At 72.6% G+C, this 21,528-nt stretch carries 21 protein-coding genes; 15 read left to right on the plus strand and 6 right to left on the minus strand.

What is annotated here, in order from left to right; all coding sequences use genetic code 11:
- Nucleotides 1-34: 34 nt before the first annotated feature.
- A complete protein-coding gene (locus tag ASC58_RS06035) occupies nt 35-1,687 on the minus strand; it encodes an acyl-CoA carboxylase subunit beta (RefSeq protein WP_056918673.1) in 1,653 nt (550 codons plus the stop codon).
- 24 nt (nt 1,688-1,711) lie between these two features.
- Here ASC58_RS06035 and ASC58_RS06040 point away from each other — a divergent pair, with 24 nt between their 5' ends.
- From ASC58_RS06040 to ASC58_RS06060, 5 genes are all read left to right on the plus strand, one after another.
- Nucleotides 1,712-2,491 carry a biotin--[acetyl-CoA-carboxylase] ligase gene (locus ASC58_RS06040; RefSeq protein WP_082553006.1) on the plus strand — a complete coding sequence of 260 codons (780 nt, stop codon included), beginning with the start codon at nt 1,712-1,714 and terminating at the stop codon, nt 2,489-2,491.
- Nucleotides 2,492-2,652: 161 nt separating this feature from the next.
- A complete protein-coding gene (locus ASC58_RS06045) occupies nt 2,653-3,768 on the plus strand; it encodes an adenylate/guanylate cyclase domain-containing protein (protein WP_235529117.1) in 1,116 nt (371 codons plus the stop codon).
- Nucleotides 3,765-4,556, plus strand: a complete 792-nt coding sequence (locus tag ASC58_RS06050) for an enoyl-CoA hydratase/isomerase family protein (protein WP_056916792.1) — start codon at nt 3,765-3,767, stop codon at nt 4,554-4,556. The genes ASC58_RS06045 and ASC58_RS06050 overlap by 4 nt, the downstream gene beginning before the upstream one ends.
- 29 nt (nt 4,557-4,585) lie before the next feature.
- Entirely contained in the window at nt 4,586-5,263 is a 678-nt protein-coding gene (locus ASC58_RS06055; protein ID WP_056917463.1) for a response regulator transcription factor, read from the plus strand.
- Nucleotides 5,264-5,272: 9 nt separating this feature from the next.
- The gene (locus tag ASC58_RS06060) at nt 5,273-6,298 is read left to right on the plus strand and encodes a sensor histidine kinase KdpD (protein ID WP_056916793.1); all 1,026 of its coding nucleotides are present in this window, start codon (nt 5,273-5,275) and stop codon (nt 6,296-6,298) included.
- Between the two features lie 24 nt (nt 6,299-6,322).
- On the opposite strand, the gene ASC58_RS06065 is transcribed toward ASC58_RS06060, so the two are convergent.
- Nucleotides 6,323-6,823 carry a GtrA family protein gene (locus tag ASC58_RS06065; protein ID WP_235529118.1) on the minus strand — a complete coding sequence of 167 codons (501 nt, stop codon included), beginning with the start codon at nt 6,821-6,823 and terminating at the stop codon, nt 6,323-6,325.
- 86 nt (nt 6,824-6,909) lie between these two features.
- Here ASC58_RS06065 and ASC58_RS06070 point away from each other — a divergent pair, with 86 nt between their 5' ends.
- The 3 genes from ASC58_RS06070 to ASC58_RS06080 all read left to right on the plus strand — a co-directional run bounded on the left by ASC58_RS06070 (nt 6,910) and on the right by ASC58_RS06080 (nt 9,810).
- A complete protein-coding gene (locus ASC58_RS06070; RefSeq protein ID WP_056916795.1) occupies nt 6,910-8,106 on the plus strand; it encodes a 5-(carboxyamino)imidazole ribonucleotide synthase in 1,197 nt (398 codons plus the stop codon).
- Nucleotides 8,103-8,645: a 5-(carboxyamino)imidazole ribonucleotide mutase gene (gene purE / locus ASC58_RS06075; protein ID WP_056918675.1), complete on the plus strand. Its 543-nt coding sequence runs from the start codon at nt 8,103-8,105 to the stop codon at nt 8,643-8,645. Before ASC58_RS06070 ends, purE begins: the two co-directional genes overlap by 4 nt.
- 109 nt (nt 8,646-8,754) lie before the next feature.
- Nucleotides 8,755-9,810, plus strand: coding sequence for a cell wall-binding repeat-containing protein (locus ASC58_RS06080; protein WP_056918676.1), 1,056 nt, complete (start codon nt 8,755-8,757; stop codon nt 9,808-9,810).
- A gap of 27 nt (nt 9,811-9,837) precedes the next feature.
- On the opposite strand, the gene ASC58_RS06085 is transcribed toward ASC58_RS06080, so the two are convergent.
- Nucleotides 9,838-10,293 carry a CoA-binding protein gene (locus tag ASC58_RS06085; RefSeq protein ID WP_056918859.1) on the minus strand — a complete coding sequence of 152 codons (456 nt, stop codon included), beginning with the start codon at nt 10,291-10,293 and terminating at the stop codon, nt 9,838-9,840.
- A gap of 176 nt (nt 10,294-10,469) precedes the next feature.
- Here ASC58_RS06085 and ASC58_RS06090 point away from each other — a divergent pair, with 176 nt between their 5' ends.
- The 6 genes from ASC58_RS06090 to ASC58_RS06115 are packed head-to-tail and all read left to right on the plus strand — an operon-like array spanning nt 10,470 to nt 16,383.
- On the plus strand, nt 10,470-11,774 hold the full coding sequence (locus ASC58_RS06090; RefSeq protein ID WP_056916798.1) for a nucleotide sugar dehydrogenase: 1,305 nt from the start codon (nt 10,470-10,472) through the stop codon (nt 11,772-11,774).
- Nucleotides 11,775-11,776: 2 nt separating this feature from the next.
- Entirely contained in the window at nt 11,777-12,376 is a 600-nt protein-coding gene (locus ASC58_RS06095) for an acyltransferase (RefSeq protein ID WP_056918677.1), read from the plus strand.
- Nucleotides 12,373-13,467, plus strand: a complete 1,095-nt coding sequence (locus ASC58_RS06100; protein ID WP_056918678.1) for a DegT/DnrJ/EryC1/StrS aminotransferase family protein — start codon at nt 12,373-12,375, stop codon at nt 13,465-13,467. Before ASC58_RS06095 ends, ASC58_RS06100 begins: the two co-directional genes overlap by 4 nt.
- A complete protein-coding gene (locus ASC58_RS06105; protein WP_056918679.1) occupies nt 13,467-14,474 on the plus strand; it encodes a Gfo/Idh/MocA family protein in 1,008 nt (335 codons plus the stop codon). The genes ASC58_RS06100 and ASC58_RS06105 overlap by 1 nt, the downstream gene beginning before the upstream one ends.
- A gap of 6 nt (nt 14,475-14,480) precedes the next feature.
- On the plus strand, nt 14,481-15,161 hold the full coding sequence (locus ASC58_RS06110) for a class I SAM-dependent methyltransferase (protein ID WP_056918680.1): 681 nt from the start codon (nt 14,481-14,483) through the stop codon (nt 15,159-15,161).
- Between the two features lie 43 nt (nt 15,162-15,204).
- Nucleotides 15,205-16,383: a glycosyltransferase family 4 protein gene (locus ASC58_RS06115; protein WP_056918681.1), complete on the plus strand. Its 1,179-nt coding sequence runs from the start codon at nt 15,205-15,207 to the stop codon at nt 16,381-16,383.
- Between the two features lie 37 nt (nt 16,384-16,420).
- Here the strand turns inward: ASC58_RS06115 and wecB are convergent, their stop codons facing one another.
- The gene (wecB, locus tag ASC58_RS06120; protein ID WP_056918682.1) at nt 16,421-17,488 is read right to left on the minus strand and encodes a non-hydrolyzing UDP-N-acetylglucosamine 2-epimerase; all 1,068 of its coding nucleotides are present in this window, start codon (nt 17,486-17,488) and stop codon (nt 16,421-16,423) included.
- Between the two features lie 105 nt (nt 17,489-17,593).
- Complete coding sequence (locus ASC58_RS06125; protein WP_056916805.1) at nt 17,594-19,096, minus strand: lipopolysaccharide biosynthesis protein; 1,503 nt, start codon at nt 19,094-19,096, stop codon at nt 17,594-17,596.
- Nucleotides 19,097-19,134: 38 nt separating this feature from the next.
- On the opposite strand from ASC58_RS06125, the gene ASC58_RS06130 reads away from it, so the two are divergent.
- Complete coding sequence (locus ASC58_RS06130; protein WP_056918683.1) at nt 19,135-20,331, plus strand: glycosyltransferase; 1,197 nt, start codon at nt 19,135-19,137, stop codon at nt 20,329-20,331.
- 16 nt (nt 20,332-20,347) lie between these two features.
- Here the strand turns inward: ASC58_RS06130 and ASC58_RS06135 are convergent, their stop codons facing one another.
- Entirely contained in the window at nt 20,348-21,508 is a 1,161-nt protein-coding gene (locus ASC58_RS06135; RefSeq protein WP_056916807.1) for a glycosyltransferase, read from the minus strand.
- Nucleotides 21,509-21,528: the final 20 nt, after the last annotated feature.

The raw sequence follows: 21,528 nt of genomic DNA on the forward strand, positions 1-21,528 counted from the left end.
CCGGGTCCCCCTGAGCTCGGAGCCTGCGACGAGGTCATAGGGGAATGTTCCCGTGCTTCTTGGGCGGCAGCGTCTCCCGCTTGGTGCGCAGGGCGCGCAGGGCCCGGGTGACGTTCATGCGCGTGTTGCTGGGGGTGATCACCGTGTCGATGTAGCCGCGCTCGGCCGCGATGTAGGGGTTGGCGAGGGTGTCCTCGTACTCGGTGATGAACCGCTGGCGGGCCTCCTCGACGTTCTCGCCATCGGCCTCGGCGGCCGCGAGCTGCTTGCGGTAGAGGATGTTCACCGCGCCGTGGGCACCCATGACCGCGATCTGCGCCGTCGGCCAGGCGAGGTTGATGTCGGCGCCGAGGTGCTTGGAACCCATGACGTCGTACGCGCCGCCGTAGGCCTTGCGGGTGATGACGGTGACGAGGGGGACGGTGGCCTCGGCGTAGGCGTAGATGAGCTTGGCGCCACGGCGGATGATGCCGTCCCACTCCTGGTCGGTGCCCGGGAGGAAGCCGGGGACGTCGACGAAGGTCAGCACCGGCACGTTGAACGCGTCGCAGGTCCGCACGAACCGGGCGGCCTTCTCCGAGGCGTCGATGTCGAGGGTGCCGGCGAACTGCATCGGCTGGTTGGCGACGACCCCGACCGAGCGGCCCTCGACCCGCCCGAAGCCGCAGATGATGTTGGGCGCGAACAACGGGTGCACCTCGAGGAACTCGCCGTCGTCGACGACCGAGCCGATGACGGTATGCATGTCGTAGGGCTGGTTGGGGCTGTCGGGGATGAGCGTGTCGAGGACCCGGTCGTCGTCGGTGACCTCAAGGGACGGCAGGTCGGCGTCGTCGGCGAAGGACGGCGGCTCCTCGAGGTTGTTGCTCGGGAGGTAGGACAGGAGCGCCTTGACGTACTCGATCGCGTCGGCCTCGTCGTCACCCATGTAGTGCGCGACACCGGACTTGGTGTTGTGGGCGCGGGCGCCACCGAGGTCCTCGAACGAGACGACCTCTCCGGTGACGGTCTTGATGACGTCGGGACCGGTGATGAACATGTGCGACGTCTGGTCGACCATCACGGTGAAGTCCGTGACGGCGGGGGAGTAGACCGCCCCGCCGGCACAGGGGCCCATGACGAGGGAGATCTGCGGGATCACGCCGCTGGCGTGGACGTTGCGGCGGAAGATCTCGCCGTAGAGGCCGAGCGAGACCACGCCCTCCTGGATCCGCGCGCCGCCGGAGTCGTTGAGGCCGACGACCGGGCAGCCGACCTTCATCGCGAAGTCCATGACCTTGCAGATCTTCTCGCCGAAGACCTCGCCGAGCGACCCGCCGAACACGGTGAAGTCCTGGGCGAAGACGGCGACGGTGCGGCCGTCGACCGTGCCGTACCCGGTGACGACGCCGTCGCCGTAGGGGCGGTTCTGCTCCTGCCCGAAGGCGGTGCTGCGGTGGCGGGCGTACTTGTCCATCTCGACGAAGGACCCCTCGTCGAGCAGCATCTCGAGGCGCTCGCGGGCGGTCTTCTTGCCCCTGGCGTGCTGCTTCTCGACGGCCCGCTCCGAGCCGGCGTGGGCGACCTCGGCCACGCGCCGCTTGAGGTCGGCGAGCTTGCCTGCCGTCGAGTGGAGGTCGACACCGGAGTCGGGGCTGGGGACGTCGGTGCCGCCGGTGGAGACCGCGTCGGTGGTGGTCTGGGCCATGCCGGGGAGCCTAGCCTTGCCCCCATGCGCCAACCTCTCCAGCGTGAGGCATTGCACGAGGCGTTGGTCACGTCGGGCTCACCGTGGTTGGACGTCGACGTCCACCGCGAGCTCGGCTCGACCAACGCCGAGGCCGCTCGCCTCGCCCGGCCCTTCCACGTCGTCGTCACCGACCACCAGCAGGCGGGGCGCGGACGGCTCGGCCGCGTCTGGGAGACGCCACCGGACACCTCCGTGACCCTGTCGGTCCTGCTGCCCGCACCGGACGCGGGGCGTGGGTGGATGCCCCTGGCTGCGGGACTCGCGGTCCGCGACGCCATCGGGGACGTCACCGGCCTGGAGGCCGGGCTGAAGTGGCCCAACGACGTCCTCCTCCCCGCCGACGAGGAGCGCAAGGTCTGCGGCATCCTCTGCGAGCTGCAGCCGGGCGGCATCGTGGTGGGCCTCGGGATCAACGTCGACCAGGAGCGCGACGAGCTGCCCGTCGACACGGCCACGTCGCTGCGCCTCGCCGGCGCCCCCGACACCAGGCGGGAGGACCTCGTGGTCGCCCTGCTCGGCCACCTGGCGCGGTGGCACGGTGAGCTGTGCGGCGGCCCGGCGGCGCGCGCGGGTCTCCACGCCGCCTACCGGTCGGCGTGCCTGACCATCGGGCGCGACGTGGAGCTGCACGTCGCCGGCGGGGACGTGCGGCGCGCCCGGGCCACAGGGGTCGACGAGGAGGGGCGGCTCGTGGTCGCCTCGGGGGGCACGGAGTACCCGGTCGCCGCCGGGGACGTCGTGCACGTGCGGCCGGCGAGCTGACCGACTCCTGCGGCGGGGGCCTCCCCGGCACGGCATGATGCGGGGTGAGGGACGCACCGCCGCGCCCCGTGCAGTCCTGCCGCGTGCGGGGCTGCTCCCGTGTTGCCCAGCAGGCGCAGCGACGTGTGCGCCGTCCGTGAGATCCCGAGGAGGTGTCGGCCGTGTCCGAGGTCGGACGCCACCGCATCGTGCGCCCCGAGGACTTCGCCGCCCTGAGCCCGGACAACCTCGAGGCCCGACTGCTCGGCAAGCCGGCCACCATGGCCCGCCGCGACGTCAGCCGCGGCGCCGAGGTCTCGCTGCTGTCGGCCCGCAAGTTCTGGCACGCCCTGGGGTTCCCGATCGTCGAGGACGACGACGCGATGTTCACCGAGGCCGACCAGATGGCCCTCATGGCCGTGGCGCGGCTCGTGCGCGAGGAGGAGCTCGACGAGGCGACCGCCCTCGCGATGACCCGGGCCTTCGCGCGCACCACCGACCGGCTCGCGGTCTGGCAGACCCAGCTCATGGCCGAGGCGCTCGCCGACCCGGCGCTCGAGGCGGCCCTCGACGAGGCCGACGCCCGCGGCGCCCCCGACCTCGACGCCGCCAAGGCGGCGGCCCGCAAGCTCGCCGACATGGCCGACTCGCTCGAGCCCCTGCTCATCTACGCCTGGCGCCGGCACCTCACCGCCGCCATCTCCCGCATGCTCGCCGACGCCGACCCCCAGCAGTCGGCCCAGGGCGTGCGCCGCGTGGTCGGGTTCGCCGACCTCGTCAACTTCACCTCGCTGGTGCGCCGGATGACCGAGCGCCAGCTCGCGGTCATGGTGCAGCGGTTCGAGGCGCTCGCGACCGACATCGTCACCGCCCACGGCGGCCGGGTGATCAAGACCGTGGGGGACGAGATTCTCTTCGTCACCATCGACGCCGCGCCCGCCGCCGCGGTCGCCCTCGACCTCGTCGAGACGATGGCCGAGGACGACCTGCTCCCGGACGTGCGGGTCGGTATGGCGGTCGGCCCGGTCCTCTCGCGCCTCGGGGACGTCTTCGGCACCACCGTCAACCGCGCCTCCCGGATCACCAGCGTCGCGCCGGGTGGCGGCGTGCTCGTCGACGACGCCCTCGCCACGGCGCTCGCGTCGCTGTCGGGGTTCGAGACCACCGCGCTGCGCACCCGCACGCTGCGTGGCATCGGTCGGGTGACCCCGAGCGAGCTGCGCCGCGCCACCGGCGGCCGCCTGGCCGGCCGCACCCCCACGCCGCCCCCTGCACCCCCACGAGAGGACACCCCATGACGACGACCATGGTCCGCATCGAGCGGCACGGAGACGGCGGCCACGTCGCCGAGCTGGTCCTCGACCGCCCCGAGGCGATGAACGCGGTGTCCACCGAGATGGCGCACGCCCTCGGACGCGCGGCCCGCGAGCTGGCCGAGGACCGCACCGTGCGCGCGGTCGTCGTCAGCTCGACCCACCCGAAGGCCTTCTGCGTCGGTGCCGACCTGAAGGAGCGCAACTCCTTCACCGACGAGGACCTGCGCGCCCAGCGCCCGCTCGCGCGGGCGGCATACCGCGGCGTGCTCGACCTGCCCGTGCCCGTCGTGGCGGCCGTGGACGGGTACGCGCTGGGAGGTGGCTTCGAGATCGCGCTGTCCTGCGACCTCGTCATCTGCGGCGAGGGCGCAGTGGTCGGCCTGCCCGAGGTGTCCGTCGGGGTCATCCCCGGAGGGGGCGGCACCCAGCTGCTCACCCGCCGCATCGGCTGGTCCCGCTCGGCGCGGATGATCTTCACCGCCGAGCGCTTCTCCGCGGCCGACGCCTGCGCCCTGGGCGCGGTCGACGAGGTGGTGCCGGCCGGCTCGGCCCGCGAGCGGGCCCTCGAGCTCGCGACGACGATCGCGGCCAACTCGCCGGTCGGCGTGCGCAACGCCAAGGCCGCGATGCGCCGCGGCTTCGACACCGACCTGGCCGCCGGGCTGGAGCTCGAGGACGAGCACTGGGCCGCGACGGCGTTCTCTGCGGACCGTGCCGAAGGTGTGTCCGCTTTCAACGAAAAACGCCGTCCGGAGTGGCCTGGTCGCTGATCTGGCCCGTCGTTCCCTACGATCACCCCATGACCCGTGTGCTGTTGGCCGAGGACGACCCCGCCATCTCCGAACCGCTGGCCCGTGCGCTGCGACGAGAGGGCTACGACGTCGACGTCCGCGCAGACGGCCGTGCGGCCCTCGAGGCCTCGGCGGAGAACCCGGACCTGGTCGTCCTCGACCTCGGCCTGCCCTACGTCGACGGGCTCGAGGTGTGCCGCCGCATCCGTGCGGAGGGCCGTACCGTCCCCGTCCTGATCCTCACGGCCCGCGCCGACGAGGTCGACACGGTCGTCGGGCTCGACGCCGGCGCAGACGACTACGTCACCAAGCCGTTCCGCCTCGCCGAGCTCCTGGCCCGGGTCCGGGCCCTGCTGCGGCGCAACCCCACCGACGCGCCGTCGGCCAACGAGCTCGTCCGCATCGACCCCGAGGGTCGGCGCGCGTGGTTCCAGGAGGAGGAGCTGCAGCTCACCGCCAAGGAGTTCGACCTGCTGCGCGTGCTGGTCCGCGAGCAGGGCAAGGTCGTCTCCCGCGAGCAGCTCATGCGCGAGATCTGGGAGACCGCATGGTTCGGCTCGACCAAGACGCTCGACATGCACATCTCCGTCCTGCGCCGAAAGCTCGGCGACGACGCCGCCCAGCCCCGCTACATCGCCACCGTGCGTGGTGTCGGGTTCCGCTTCGAGCGCGGCGACGAGGTCTGAGCGCCTGACATGCGTCAACAGCTGATCCGCTCCACGGTCCTGGCCGTGGGACTCGCGATCGTCATCACGATGGTGCCGGTGGCCGTGGCGATCTGGCGCGCCACCGTCGCCGGCCGTGGGGTGGTCGCGACCTGGCTCAGCGCCGGGACCCCGACCGAGACGTCCCTGCGCCTCGTCGGCATCGCCATCGCCCTGTCGGTGCTCGCCCTCGGCGTGGGCGTGTTCGTCGCGATCCAGCAGGCGCGTCGCCTCTCCCGTCCGATGACGCAGCTCGCCGACCGGGCCGAGCGGCTCGGTGCCGGTGAGTCGCGGATCCAGCCGCTGCACTCGGGCATCGCCGAGCTCGACCAGGTCTCCCAGGTCCTCTCGCGCAGCGCGCAGACCCTGACGAAGTCGCTGGCGTCCGAACGCGACTTCGCCGCCGATGCCTCGCACCAGCTGCGCACGCCGCTCACCGCGCTCCTCATGCGCCTCGAGGAGATCGCCGCCACGGACGACCTCGAGGTCGTGCAGGAGGAGGCCAACATCGCCATCGCCCAGGTCGAGCGGCTCACCCGGGTCGTCGACGACCTCATGTCGCGGACCCGCCGCGGTGGCGACGAGCCCAAGGCGACGGTCTCCCTCGACTCGGTCATCGCCGCGCTCCAGCGCGAGTGGCAGCCGGCCTTCGAGCAGGCCCGGCGCAGCGTCCGGGTGCACGGGGAGCGGGGCCTGGTCGTCCAGGCCACCCCGGTGGCGCTCTCGCAGGTGCTGTCCACGCTGCTCGAGAACTCCCTGGCCCACGGTCGCGGCACCGTGGACGTCGCCGCCCGGCGCTCCGGCCCGTCCGTCGTCGTCGAGGTGACCGACCAGGGCGAGGGGGTGCCCGCCACCATCGCCCCGCACATCTTCGAGCGCTCGGTCACGACCAGCGGCACCGGCCTCGGCCTGGCCCTGGCCCGCGACCTCGCCGAGTCCAACGGTGGCCGGCTCGAGCTGATCCAGGCCCAGCCCGCGATCTTCGCGCTCTTCCTCAGCGAGTCCGACGCCGCCTGAGGTGGATCCGCTGCGGCGGGGGCGTCACTCGGACAGGGGCGAGGTGTCCGCGAGGGGTTCGTGGCTGAACACGAACCGGCGGTAGGCGTAGAACCGGAACAACGTGCCGAGCGCGATGCCGATCATCTTGGCGAGGTTCTCCGCGACCCAGCCGGTCTCGCCGGCGACGACCTGGTTGGTGACCCCGACGCAGAACGCCTGGATGAGCAGGGCCACCCCGTTGGTCAGCGCGAACAGTAGCGCCTCGTGGTGCACCGGACGGTTGCGGCGGTGCCGGAACGTCCACATCCGGTTGCCGACCCACGCGACCACGGTGGCCACGGCGGCCGAGATGATCGTCGCCACCACGGCGTGCGACAGCACCCAGTCGCCGGTGCCCTGCAGGACGGTGCGGCGAAGGAGGTTGAACCCGCCGATGTCGATGACGAAGGCGACGGCCCCCACGACGCCGAACTTGATCATCTCGCGGTAGAGGACGTCGACGGTCCCACGCAGGCGCGTGAGGACGGAGGGGGTCGCAGACACCAGCGGAGCCTATCGACCGATGCCGTGCGGCGCGTGCCCAGCACCGCGCCCTCGGCCCAACGGGGGAGGCCGATATCCTCGCCGTCGTGACGTCACCGCAACGCGCCCCCGGAGGGTTCCCCGTCGTCGGCATCATCGGTGGCGGCCAGCTCGCCCGGATGTGTGCCGGACCCGCTGCCGAGCTGTCCCTGACCCTGAGCGTCCTGGCCGAGGCACCGGATGCCGCCGCGGCACAGGTGATCCCGTCGGCGCCCGTCGGGGACCACACCGACGTCGAAGCCGTCCTCGCCTTCGCGGCCGAGTGCGACGTGGTGACCTTCGACCACGAACACGTCCCGCCGGCGGTCCTGGACGCCCTCGTGGCTGCGGGGGTGCCGTTGCACCCGAGCCCGGACGCCCTGCACTTCGCGCAGGACAAGCTGGCCATGCGCGAACGCCTCACCGAGATCGGCGTTGCCTGCCCGCCGTGGGCCAGGGCCCTCACCGCGGACGAGGTGACGGAGTTCGGCGACCGCACCGGGTGGCCGGTCGTAGCGAAGACCCCCCGCGGCGGCTACGACGGCAAGGGCGTGCGGGTCATCGGCTCGGCCGACGACGTCGCCGACTGGCTCGAGCAGGTCGGGCAGCCCGGTGCCCTCGCCGACGGCGTGCTGCTCGAGGAGAAGGTCGACTTCGTCCGGGAGCTCGCGGTCCTCATCGCCCGCAGCCCCTCCAACCAGGCTGCGGCCTGGCCGGTGGTCGAGACGGTGCAGACCGACGGCATCTGCACCGAGGTGCTGGCCCCGGCGCCCGGACTCGACGCGGACCTCGCGGCCGTGGCCACCGAGGCCGGCCTGCGGATCGCCGAGGAGCTCGGCGTCACCGGGGTCTTCGCGGTGGAGATGTTCGAGGTGCGCGACCCCGCGACGGGCGCCGCGGCATACGTCGTCAACGAGCTGGCCATGCGCCCGCACAACAGCGGGCACTGGTCCATGGACGGGGCGGTGACGGGCCAGTTCGAGCAGCACCTGCGCGCGGTCCTCGACCTCCCGCTCGGCGCGCCCACGCCGCGCGAACCGCACACGGTCATGGCCAACGTGCTCGGTGGCGACTTCCCGGAGCTGTACCCCGCCTACCGTCACATCATGGCCAGGGACCCCGGTCTCAAGGTGCACCTCTACGGCAAGTCGGTCCGTCCGGGCCGCAAGATCGGCCACGTCACCGTGAGCGGAGCCGACCTCACCGACCTGCGCGCGCGGGCCGGCCACGCCGCCGACTACCTCGCAGGAGTGATCACCGAATGAGCGACGCCGCCACCACCCCCCGCTCCGAGCCCCTCGTCGGCCTCGTCATGGGCAGCGACAGCGACTGGCCGGTCATGGAGCTGGCGGCCACGGCGCTGGAGGAGTTCGGGATCGCGTACGAGGCGGACGTCGTCTCGGCGCACCGGATGCCCGACGAGATGATCGCCTACGGCCAGCAGGCGGCCGACCGGGGCTTGCGCGTCATCATCGCCGGAGCCGGGGGAGCCGCCCACCTGCCCGGCATGCTCGCCGCCGTCACGCCGCTTCCCGTCATCGGGGTGCCGGTCCCGCTCAAGCACCTCGACGGCATGGACTCCCTGCTGTCGATCGTGCAGATGCCGGCCGGAGTGCCGGTGGCCACCGTCTCCATCGGGGGCGCCCGGAACGCAGGGCTCCTCGCGGCTCGCATCCTCGCAGCAGGGGAGGGTGAGCTCGCGGCCGGACTGCGTGAGGCGATGGTGCGGTTCCAGTCCGCGCTGCGCGACCAGGCCCACGCCAAGGGAGCGGCCCTGCGCGAGCGCCGCGGCACCGGCGGCTGAGCGGGGTCGTCCGTCTGGTCAGACCTTCGCGGAGTGGGTGATTTGTCCCGCATCGTGGGGTTACGGTGCCTCGCGCCCTTCCCCCGCACCCGTCCGAGAGGGTCCCCCCATGCGCCCTGCCCGCCTCACCGTCCCCGCGCTGGTCACCAGCGCCCTGCTCGCCCTCGGCACCACCGCCGCCACCGCCGCCCCGTCCCCCGAGGCGAAGGGCACCCGCGTCGCCTCGACCGCCGCGGTCGCCGCCGTCACCACCTCACGCCTGTCCGGCGCCAACCGGTACGCGACCTCGGTCGCGATCTCGAAGGCCAACTTCGCCCCTCCGCAGGACACGGTCGTCGTCTCCTCGGGGCAGAACTTCCCGGACGCGCTCGGCGCCGGTCCGTTCGCGGCCCTCGTCCAGGCCCCCCTGCTGCTCGTCCCGACCTCGGGCAAGCTTCCGGCCGAGATCGCCGCCGAGCTGGACCGTCTGAAGACCAGGGACGTCATCGTCGTCGGTGGCCCCGGGTCGGTCAGCGACTCGATGCTCACCCAGCTGGAGAAGCACGCCGGCAACGCGATGGCCTACCGGTTCGCCGGCAGCAACCGGTACGCGACCGCCGCCTCCCTCACCGATGCCTTCGAGACGCCGCTGACCGGGGTCCCCGTCTACCTCGCCTCAGGGACCACCTTCCCCGACGCACTCGGCGGTGGGGCCGCGGCCAGCGTCGCAGGGGGGTACCTGCTGCTCACCGGTGCCACCAAGCTCCCGCCCGAGACAGCGGCCGCCCTCAAGCGGATCAAGCCCTCCGAGATGGTCGTCCTCGGTGGGACGGGGGCGATCTCCACCAGCGTCCTCGGTGCCGCGAGGTCCGCGGCCGGGCTGGCCAACGATGCCGTGCGCCGCATCGGCGGCAAGGACCGCTTCGCGACAGCGGCGCTGGTCTCGCAGGGCACCCTCCGCTCGGCCACCGAGGTGCTGCTCGCCGACGGGATGTCCTACCCCGACGCCCTCTCCGGGTCGGCGGTCGCGCCCTACTTCGGCGGCCGACCGGTGTTGCTGACCCTCAAGGACTGCGTCCCGGCGGCCACGCTGGCAGAGATCACTCGGCTCGGTGCCACCAAGGTCACCGCCCTGGGGGGGACGGCCGTGGTCTCCGACCGCGCCCTCGCGCTCACGCCCTGCTGACGGGCTCGGCCGTCGTGGGCCGTGTGGTCAGCGGGCCATCCCGGAGGAGCGGACGGTGCGCCACTCGATGCGGGGGCAGGTGTCCATGACCACGCCGAGGCCGGCCTCGCGGGCGCGCGCGGCCGCCGCCTCGTCGGCCACCCCGAGCTGCATCCAGATCGCGTCGATCTGGAGCCGGTCCTTCTGGGCGATGACCTCGTCGACGAGCGCCCCGACGTGCTCGGAGTTGACGAAGCAGTCGACGACCTTGATGTCCGTGCCGTCCGGGATGTCGGCCAGGGTGGCGTAGCCCTGCTCGCCGTGGACCGTCTCGGCTCGGGGGTGCACGGGGATGAGCCCCTTGCCGAGCTCGACCTTGAGCCACCGGGAGACCCCGAACGCCTCGCGGTCCTGGTTGTTCGACAGTCCGACGACCACCCAGATGCCGGGATCGACCAGCAGCTCGCGGACCAGCTCGGGGTCGTTCTGGTGCTTCAGGCTCATGAAGGCCAGCATCACACGTTCCCCCGGAGGCGCAAGGCTCCCGGCCGCCACGGTGCTGGCACTTCGCTCTCACCGGGCGGCCACGGGAGCGGCTGTGGGGGCGGCCACGGGGCGTGCCGGCGCGTCGCCGGGGAAGCCCTAAGATCGTTCGCGGACCCCAACCGTGAAGGAACACCGTGAAGATCACCGTAGTCGGCCTCGGCAAGATCGGCCTTCCCCTGGCCGTGCAGTTCGCCAAGTCCGGGCACGACGTCCTCGGCGCGGACGTCAGCCAGCCCGTCGTGGACCTCGTCAACGCAGGGACCGAGCCGTTCCCCGGTGAGGCGCACCTGGCGGAGTACCTCGCCGAGGTCGTGCCGGCCGGGCGCCTCGTGGCCACCACCGACACCGCCGACGCCGTCTCCCAGAGCGACGCGGTCGTCGTGGTCGTGCCGCTGTTCGTCGACGCGGAGGCCCGTCCCGACTTCGGCTGGATGGACTCCGCCACCGACGACATCGCGCGCGGCCTCAAGCCCGGCACCCTGGTCATCTACGAGACCACCCTCCCCGTCGGGACCACGCGGACCCGCTGGAAGCCCCGCCTCGAGGAGGGCAGCGGCCTGACCGAGGGCAGCGACTTCCACCTCGTCTTCTCGCCCGAGCGCGTCCTCACCGGCCGCGTCTTCGAGGACCTGCGCAAGTACCCCAAGCTCCTCGGCGGGCTCTCCGAGGCCGGGGCCGCCAAGGCCGTCGAGTTCTACGAGCAGGTGCTGCAGTTCGACGAGCGCCCCGACCTCGAGCGTGGCAACGGCGTCTGGGACCTCGGGACCGCCGAGGCGGCCGAGATGGCCAAGCTCGCCGAGACGACGTACCGCGACGTGAACATCGGGCTGGCCAACCAGTTCGGTGCGTTCGCCGCGAAGAACGGCATCGACGTCTTCCAGGTCATCGAGGCCAGCAACTCCCAGCCGTACAGCCACATCCACCGTCCCGGCATCGCCGTCGGCGGGCACTGCATCCCGGTCTACCCGCGGCTGTACCTGTGGAACGACCCCGACGCCACGGTCGTGCGTGCGGCGCGTGAGGCGAATGCCGCGATGCCCGCCTACACGGTCGGCCTGACCGTCGGCGCCGCCGGTGGCAGCCTCGCCGGCAAAAGAGTGGCCGTGCTCGGTGCGTCCTACCGCGGCGGCGTCAAGGAGACGGCGTTCTCCGGCGTCTTCGGCACCGTCGACGCCCTGCGCGAGGCCGGCGCGGACGTCGTCGTCCACGACCCGATGTACACGGCCGAGGAGCTCGCGAAGTACGGCTGGGACGCCTACACGCTCGGTGACCCGGTCGAGGTCGTCGTCATCCAGGCCGACCACGCGGCATACCGCGAGCTGTCCGCCAAGGACTTCCCGGACGTGCAGGTCGTCGTCGACGGCCGGCGCATCCTCGACCCGGCCAGGTTCGAGGACGTCCGCTTCCTCGTCGTCGGCCAGGCCGAGAAGGTGGGCTGACCGTGGCGGTCCGGATCGTCGACTCGGCCGACGTCGCCGACGGCGCGACGATCGGTGACGGTTCGTCCATCTGGCACCTCGCGCAGGTCCGTGAGGGCGCTGTCCTCGGCGAGAACTGCGTCGTCGGGCGTGGGGCGTACGTCGGCACCGGGGTGCAGATGGGTGACAACTGCAAGCTGCAGAACTACGCCCTCGTCTACGAGCCCGCCGTCCTCGAGGACGGTGTGTTCGTGGGTCCGGCGGTCGTGTTCACCAACGACCACTTCCCCCGTGCCGTCAGTCCCGACGGCACCCTGAAGACCGGCGACGACTGGGAGGCGGTCGGGGTCACCTGCCGCACCGGCGCGTCGATCGGCGCCCGCAGCGTCTGCGTGGCACCGGTGACGATCGGACGGTGGGCGCTCGTCGCCGCAGGCTCCGTCGTCACCAAGGACGTCCCCGACTTCGCCCTCGTGGCCGGGGTCCCGGCGAGGCGGATCCGCTGGGTCGGCAAGGCGGGCGTCCCCCTCGAGCAGAACGACTCCGGCACGTGGGTCTGCCCCCAGACCGGAGACCAGTACACCGAGCACGACAACACCCTGACGGAGGCCGTCGCACCATGACCGAGTTCATCCCCCCTGCCAAGCCGCTCATCGGCGACGAGGAGCGCGAGGCGGTCGACCGCGTCCTGCGCAGCGGCATGCTCGCCCAGGGCCCGGAGGTGAAGGCCTTCGAGGAGGAGTTCTCCGCGCACTTCGGCCTCGGCCGCGCCTGCGTCGCCGTCAACTCCGGCACCTCGGGCCAGCACCTCGGCCTGCTCTCCTCCGGCGTGAAGGCGGGGGACGAGGTCATCGTCCCGTCCTTCACGTTCGCCGCGACGGCCAACTCCGTCGCGCTGACCGGTGCCACCCCGGTCTTCGCCGACATCTCGGCCGACGACTTCTGCCTCGACCCGGCGGCCGTCGAGGCGGCGATCACCGACAAGACCGTCGGGATCATGCCGGTCCACCTCTACGGCCACCCGGCCAAGATGGACCAGCTCATGGCCATCGCCGACAAGCACGGCCTGCAGGTCTACGAGGACGCGGCCCAGGCCCACGGCGCCTCGCTGAACGGGACCCCGGTCGGAGCCTTCGGCACGTTCGCGATGTTCTCGCTCTACCCCACGAAGAACATGACGTCCGGTGAGGGCGGCATGGTCTCGGTCGCGAACGACGAGGTCGAGCGCCTCATGCGGCTCTACCGCAACCAGGGCATGGAGAAGCAGTACCACAACGAGGTCGTCGGGTTTAACACCCGCATGACCGACATCCACGCCGCCATCGGTCGCGTCCAGCTGACCAAGGTCGGTGCCTGGACCAAGCAGCGCCAGGAGAACGCGGCGTTCCTCACGGCCAACCTCGAGGGCGTCACCACGCCCCCGGTCGCGGACGGCGCGGTGCACGTCTACCACCAGTACACCGTCCGGGTCCCGCAGGACCGCGACGGCCTCGCCGCCGCCCTGCGCGAGGAGCACAACATCGGCTCGGGCATGTTCTACCCGGTGCCCAACCACCGCCTCGCCCCGTTCGTGGGTGACGGGACCGTCGACCTCCCGGAGACGGAGAAGGCCGCGGCCGAGTGCCTGTCGCTGCCGGTCCACCCGTCGCTGAGCCAGGACGACCTCGAGCGGATCGTCGCCGGCGTCAACGCCCTCGCCAAGGCCGGTGCCTGATGGCGAACCTGCGCGCCGGCCTCATCGGCCTGGGCATGATGGGCCGCCACCACGCCCGGGTCCTGGGCTCCCTGCCGGGCGTCGACCTCGTCGCCGTGGCCGACCCGGGTGGTGACGCCCACGGCGTCGCCGGCAACCGCCCGCTCGAGGACTCGATCGAGGGCCTGATCGCGCACGGCCTCGACTACTGCATGGTCGCCGTCCCGACGATCTACCACGAGCCGGTCGGCCTGGCCCTGGCGGCTGCCGGGGTGCACGCGATCATCGAGAAGCCGCTGGCGCAGGACACCCCGTCCGCCGTCCGCCTGGCCAAGGCGTTCAAGGACGCCGGTCTCGTCGGCGCCGTCGGCCACATCGAGCGCTACAACCCGGCACTCCAGAGCGCGCGGGCGCGCCTCGAGGCCGGCGAGCTCGGCGACGTCTACCAGGTCACCACCCGCCGGCAGGGCCCGTTCCCGGCCCGCATCGCCGACGTGGGCGTGGTCAAGGACCTCGGCACCCACGACATCGACCTGACGGCCTGGGTCACCCAGCAGACGTACACGTCGGTGTCGGCGCGCACGGCATACAAGTCCGGTCGCGAGCACGAGGACCTCGTCGCCATCGTCGGCCAGCTCAGCGGGGGCACGGTCACGAGCCACCTGGTGAACTGGCTGTCGCCGCTCAAGGAGCGTGTCACGATCATCACCGGTGAGCGCGGGACGTTCGTCGCCGACACCCTCACGGCCGACCTCACCTTCCACGCGAACGGCGAGATCGCGACCACGTGGGACGCGATCTCCAAGTTCCGTGGGGTCTCCGAGGGGGATGTCGTCCGGTACGCCATCGCCAAGCCGGAGCCGCTGCGGGTCGAGCACGAGAACTTCCGCGACGCGGTGCTCGGCAAGGACGCGGACATCGTCACCATGGAGCAGGGGTTGACCACCGTCCGCGTGGCCGAGGCCTGCATCGAGTCGGCGAAGACCAGCCGGACCATCGACCTGACCGACGCCGTCCCGGCCCTCTAGGACGACGTGACCACGGCCCTGCGGCGCGCGGTGAGTCGTCTCGCCCGCACCCCGGTGCTCGAGCCGGCCGCCCTGTGGCTGCGCCGGCGCACCTTCCCGGGCACCGCTGCCTACTGGGAGCGGCGGTATGCCGCGGGCGGCACCTCGGGGGCCGGTTCGTCCGGCCCCCGGGCCGCGTGGAAGGCCGAGGTCGTCAACGGCTGGGTGCGCGAGCTGGGGGCCACCTCGGTCGTCGACCTCGGGTGCGGTGACGGGCAGCAGCTCGCGCTCGCGGAGTACCCGCGCTACCTCGGCATCGACGCGTCCGCCACTGCGGTGCGGCTCTGCATGGAGCGCTTCGCCGGTGACCGCGACAAGAGCTTCCTGCACCTGCCGCCGGGGGAGTTCAGCGACCCGGCCGGCTGGCTGCGCGGAGACCTGGCGCTGTCGATGGAGGTCCTGTTCCACCTCGTGGAGCAGGAGGTCTTCGAGGACTACCTGCGGACGTTGTTCGCCAGCGCGGAACGCTGGGTGGTCATCTGCGGCATCGACCGGACCGGCGTCCGGAAGGCCGCGACGGAGCAGCACCGTTCGTTCTCCGAGTGGATCGCCGTGCACGAGCCCGGCTGGCGGCTCCGCGACCGCCGTGACCCCCCGGAGGGGGTCGACCTGATGTCCTCGCTGTACTGCTACGAAAGGGTGTCATGACCCCCGTCCGCCGCCTGCCCCTCCGCGTGGTCGGGGCCCGCCGGTGACCCGTCCGGTCCGCGTCGCGTCGCGCTTGTTCTCGCCGGAGGTGGCCGCTGCGGCGTTCCGGCTGCGCGTGCTGTCCGACGCCTTCGACTCCCTGGGCCACCCCGTCGAGGTGCTCACGACCACCCCGCCCGGGGGCCTCGTCCCCGACGACGGTCCGCTGCGGGTGAGCCGGTGGCCGGCGCTGCGCGACGAGCAGGGCAACATCCGGGGCTACCTGCACTACCTGTCGTTCGACCTGCCGCTGGCGATCCGGTTGCTGGTGCGACGCCGCCCGGCGCTGCTCGTCTGCGAACCGCCACCCACCACCGGCCTGGTCGTGCGCGTGGCGGCCGCGATCCAGCGGGTGCCCTACGCCTACTACGCCGGCGACGTCTGGTCGGACGGCGCCGCGTCGATGGGCGCCCCCGCTGCGATCGTCAAGGTGCTCCGGGCGGTCGAGTCCTGGGTCATGCGTGGGGCGAGCAGCGTGCTGTGCATCAGCGACGGCGTCGCCGAACGCGTCGCGCACCTCGGCGTCGAGGACTCCCGGATCGTCGTGGTGGGCAACGGAGTCGACACCGACGTCTTCACCCCCGAGGGGCCGGCACCCGAGGCCCTGGCCGAGGGGGGTGCCGGGCCGCTGTTCGTCTACACCGGCACGATGTCGGAGTGGCAGGGAGCCGAGGTGCTCGTGCGGGCCCTCGTAGCCTTCCGTGCCGCCGAGCCCACGGCACGACTGGTCTTCCTCGGACAGGGCAGTGACGTGCCCCACCTGCGCCGGCTCTCGGACCAGCTCGCCCCGGGTGCCGTGGACTTCCGTGGCGTCGTGCCCCCGGCTCAGGCGGCGGCCTGGTTGCGCTCCGCGACGGCCGCGCTGGTGTCGATCAAGCCCGGCCAGGGCTACGACTTCGCCAAGCCCACCAAGGTGTATGCCGCGACGGCCTGCGGCACGCCCGTGATCTTCGCCGGCGCCGGCGCCGGCCACGAGCTCGTGCAGTCCCAGCGGCTCGGCTGGGCACCCGGGTACGACGCCGACGGGGTCGCGCGCGCGATGTCGAGCGCGTGGGCCCTCACCGAGGAGGAGCGGGCCCGCACCAGCGAGCACGTCGTCGCCTGGACGCACGGCCACGCCTCGCTGAGGACGATGGGTCGCCAGGCAGCTGAGGCCGCGTTGCGCGGCGCTGGCCTGTCCTGACGAGCTCAGCCCGCGCGGTGCGGGAGCCGAACCCGGGTCAGCGGCGCTGGGCGGTGTGGATCGCCTCGACCACGCGGGTGGCGGCGTCGCCGTCGCCGTAGGGGGTCTCGTCGGTGGCGGCCGGGGTCGGGCGCTGGACGAGGTCCCTGAGGTCGTTCGGGTCCTGGACGAGCACGTTCCAGCCGAGGTCGACCGTCTCGGTCCACTCGGTCTCGGTGCGCACCGTGGTGCACGGCACGCGCAGGATGAAGGCCTCCTTCTGGAGCCCGCCGGAGTCGGTGATGACGCCGGCGCTGGTCATGACGTTGCGCACCAGTGCGGGGTAGGGGATCGGGTCGGCCACGGTGACCGAGCCGCGGTCGAGGTCGATGCCGAAGTCGGCGGCGCGCTGGCGCAGCCGGGGGTGCGCGAACAGCAGGACCGGCGCCTGCACGCCGGCGAGCCCGTCGATGATCGTCCGCAGGCGGTCCGCGTCGTCGGTGTTCTCGGCCCGGTGCAGGGTGGTGACGTAGTAGGGCTGCTCGGGGTCGACGCCCGCGGGCAGCTCGGCCGGCCGGTCGGCGACGGCGTCGCGCACCCGCAGGAGCACGTCGGTCATCACGTCGCCCACCATGACGCTGGAGCCGGCCAGTCCCTCGGTGCGCAGGTGGCCCATCGCCACCTCGGTCGGTGCCAGGCACAGGTCGGCGGCGTGGTCGGTGAGGACGCGGTTGTGCTCCTCGGGCATGCGGCGGTTGAACGACCGCAGGCCGGCCTCGAGGTGGGCCAGCGGGATCCCCATCTTCACCGCGCTGAGCGTGCCGGCGAGGGTGGAGTTGGTGTCACCGTAGACGAGCACCCAGTCGGGGCGGGTCTCCTCGAGCACCTCGTCCATCGCGGCGAGCATGGCCCCGGTCTGGCGTCCGTGCGAGCCGGAGCCGACCGCGAGGTGGCGGTCCGGTGCGGGGATGCCGAGGTCGCGGAAGAACACGTCGGACATGTTGATGTCGTAGTGCTGGCCGGTGTGCACGATCACGTGCTCGTCGCCCCGGGCCGCCATGGCGGTCGCGACGGGGGCGAGCTTGACGAACTGGGGCCGGGCGCCGACCACGCTGAGGATCTTCACGGCCGGTCACTCTAGCGGCCCGCGATCCCGGGTCCGTGGGCGACCGATCCCGCCGGGACCTGGCCTGGACCTGGCCGGGGCACCGGAGGCAGGGGGTCGCTCTGCTCAGCGGAACCCGGGCAGCCGGTCCTTGACGGCGGCGGGCAGCGGCAGCAGCCGCAGGTCCTTGCGCGACAGCGTCCACCACGCCAGGCAGAACGCCGCGGCCACGACCGGCTCGAGGTAGACGGGCAGCTCGAGGGTGCGCTCGGCCACGAGCAGGCCCACGATCGTCACCGCCCCGGTCAGGCCACGCGCCGCCAACCCGAGCCACGCGTGCCGTCCCTTGCGCCACTCGGCGAGCAACGGCACGCTCGCCGACACCGCGGAGCCGAGGAGGAACCCGACCGCCACGCCGTCGACCCCCATGCCGGGGGTGAGCAGCCACCACGACAGGCCGCCGACGCACAACCCGGCGAAGGCGGCGCCACTGGTCAGCTGCATCGCCCGGCGGGAGCGGGTGGCGAGGGCGTTGATGCTGGCGACGGCGACGTTGGTCAGCATGAGGGCGAACACGAGGACGGGGAGGATCAGCGACTCGGGGTCGAAGTTCTTGCCCCACAGGACGGTCATGACCAGCCGCGAGCACAGGATCAGCGAGCCGAACATCGTCACCATGACGAGGACGAGGACCCTCGTCGCCTGGTTGGTCTGGGCCTTGAAGTTCACCAGGTCCCCGCGGCCCCAGGCCTCGGCGAGCGACGGGAAGAGCACGAGGCTGAGCGACGCGGCGAGCATGGACGCGGGGGTCGCGGTGGCCATCGCCGCGGCGAACTGGCCGGCACCGGCCTGGTCGAGACCCTTGGCCACGACCATGGCGAGCTGGAGGAAGCCTGCGCTCGCGAGCGTCCCGGCGACGCCGACCAGGACGACCTGGTCCATCTCGCGCTTGAGCGCGGGCTCGAGCCGGGCCGTGCGGTCCACGCCCCGCGGCCACCCCGAGAGCGTGTACACGCCATACGAGAGGGAGAGGGCGAGCAGCAGCGCGGGGCCGCGCACCCCGGCGAGCAGGAAGGCCGCCAGGGCCACGAGCCCGGAGCCGGCGCTGAGCAGGTCCCACGTCGTGGCGCGGGCGACCTGCCCCGTGCCGAACTGGACCCCGCGGATGAAGCTGTAGCCGGAGTAGGAGGCGGTGAACACCGCCACCCACAGGCCGTCGATCCAGCGGCCGTCGTCGTAGTAGACCCAGAACGGGGCCGCGACCCCGGCCAGCAGCAGGCTGGACTGCAGGGCACGGCGACGGAAGTGGGTGGCGACCGCGTGCAGCTCCTCGAGGTTGCCGGAGCCGCGGGCCCGGGCGAGGTACTTGGACGCGACGCTGCCCGTCGTCGTGGGCCACATCAGGGTCAGCAGCGAGGCGGTGGAGATCGCGGCCTGCACGGTGCCGAGGACGAGCTTGCCGGCGATGCGCCCGATGAGCCAGCTGGTCGCGAACCGCAGCACCCCCTGGGCGAGGAGGCCGACCGTGCTCAGCGCCCCGCGCTGGGCGAGGCTGTGGGCGGTCGGGGTGTCGAGCCGGAGGGGGCGGAGGTTCTCCACGATGGAGGTGCCCAGGGCCCGTGTTCTCACGCGACGACCCTACCTGCGTCGGCCCTAGACTCCGTCCGGTGACTGCCGACCTGCCGATCGCCAGCGCGGACGCGTCGTCCGCAGCCGACCGACCCCGGGTCGCCGTCGTCCACGGCACCCTGCGCGTCCCGCCGACGTACTTCACCATCCAGCACGCGGTGCCTCTGGCCGACCGCTTCGACTTCACCTTCTTCGCGCTCGCCACCGACGTCGCCGAGGGGGCCTCGCCGTTCCCCGTCGTCGACGCCCTCGGCCTGCACGGGAGGCCGTTCCGCGAGCGCGAGTTCCTCCTGCCGCTCGTGCTCGGTCGACTGGCGTCGGCCGTCGAACACTTCGACCCCGCCCTCGTCCACCAGCACTTCGGCACGTGGTCGCTGCCGGCGCGGCGATCCGTCCGACGGCTGCGCGTGCCCCTGGTGGCGACGCTCCACGGCTCCGACGTGTTCACGTCGAGCTACACCGGCCGTGACCCTCGGTACCGCTGGCATCGCGCCAACCTCGCCGGTGTCTATGCGGAGGCCGACCGGATCCTGTGCGTGAGCCGCTTCCTCGCCGACGCGGCGGTGGCGGCAGGGGCGCCCCCGGAGCGGGTCGAGGTGCACCACCAGGGGATCGACACCGACTTCCTGACGCCGGCGGACCCGGGTGCTTCGGCGGATGGTGGGCCCGGACCGTCCGCGACGTCGGCAGGCGGTCCTCCGCGGGTGGTCTTCGTCGGGAGGCTCGCGGCATACAAGGGGGTGCCGGACCTCGTGGAGGCGTCGACCGCGCTGCGGGCCCGCGGCGTCGAGCACGAGCTGGTCCTCGTCGGTGACGGCCCACTGCGGGCGGAGCTCGACGCGCTGGCCGAGCGCGAGCAGCACGTCGGTGTGACCGGCTCGTTGGACCGGGTCGGTGTGCGCGAGCAGCTGCGCGCAGCGCACGTCGTCGCCCTGCCCAGCACGCCGCGCGAGGCCGCCGGGCTGGTCCTGCTGGAGGCTCAGGCCTGCGGGGTCCCCGTCGTGGCCTACGACGGGGGTGGCAAGCCCGAGATGCTGCGGCCGGGGGCGACCGGCCTGCTCGCCACCCAGGGCGACGCGGCCGACCTGGCCGTGCGCCTGGAGGAGCTGCTCACCCTTCCGGCGGCGGACCACGAGACCATGGGCCGGGCCGCGCGGGAGTTCGTCGTCGCTGAACGCAGCCTGGCCGTCAGCGCCGAACGCCTCGGGGAGCAGTACCGCTCGCTGCTCGGGTGACCCGTCGGCGGTGCGCTCAGGCCGTGCGTCCGGCGAGGAGCCTGGTGACGATCGCGTGCGAGGTCGCGACGTCGGTGTCGCTGCTCAGGGCCTGCGCGTGGGCGTGGGCCGACTGCTTGGCGGCCACGATCCGCTCGGGCGTCAGGGTCCGCAGCGCGGCGACCAGACCCTCCTTGGAGTAGTCCGCGGCGACGACCCCGAGGTCGTTCTCCGTCACGAACCGGGCCATCTCCGGCGACGGGCTCACCGCGAACGCGAGCCGGGCCTGGAGGAAGTCGAACAGCTTGTTCGGCAGGCAGTTCTCCATGTTGAAGTTGTCCGGTGGCAGCGAGAACACCCCGACGTCGTACTGGTTGAGGGTCTTCGGGAGGTCGGCCGGCGGCACCGGGTCGTGGATGGTGATCCGGGGGCTCTGGGCGGCTTGCTCTCGCAGGGACCTCAGGAACTTGCCACCGTCGCCCGCGGCGACGAGGTACAGGTCCAGGGTGACGTGCTCGAGCTCGAGGGCCGCGTCCACGAGCATGCCGAGGTTGCGGTTGGGCTCGGCGCCACCACTGTGGGCCAGCCGTATGGTGCCGTCGGCCGGCAGCGGGGTGGGCGTGAGCTCGGTGAACGGCCGGGCGTTGCGGACCAGCTCGGGTCGGACGCCGTACACACGGGCATACTCGTCGACGAGGCTCGCGGCCACCGTCGTGACCGCCGCGCAGCGCGGCAGGTAGGTGCGGCACATGTAGTCCATGAGCGGGGCGACCATGGTCCGCCAGACGAAGTACTGGTCGCGCTGGCCGGGGGCCCACTCGTGCATGTCGCCCCACACCGGCGGGGACCCGCCTGCGTCGGCGATCGCGAACGCCAGCGCGAGCGCCCGGGCGTCGTTCGCGACGACCAGGTCGAAGGACTGCCCCCGGAGCCGGGACAGCGCGAACTGCACCGCGGGGGCGTCGAGCTCGGCGCTGCGCAGCCGGTGCAGGCCGAGCTTGACGACGCCCTTCGGGGTCTGCGGCAGCGTGAGGGCGGCGTCGGGGACCTGCACGTGCTCGGCCGCTCCCTGCGGCTTCGGGCCGTAGCCCACCGTGACCACGTCGCCGTGCTCGGCGAGCACCGCGAGCTGGCGCAGGACGCGCGCGTCGCGGGAGATGGGGGACAGCGAGATGCACAGGATGCGGGGGGTGGCCACGGCCCCGATCCTAGGTGGTG

This window comes from Phycicoccus sp. Root101, assembly GCF_001426245.1.
Taxonomy (GTDB): domain Bacteria; phylum Actinomycetota; class Actinomycetes; order Actinomycetales; family Dermatophilaceae; genus Pedococcus.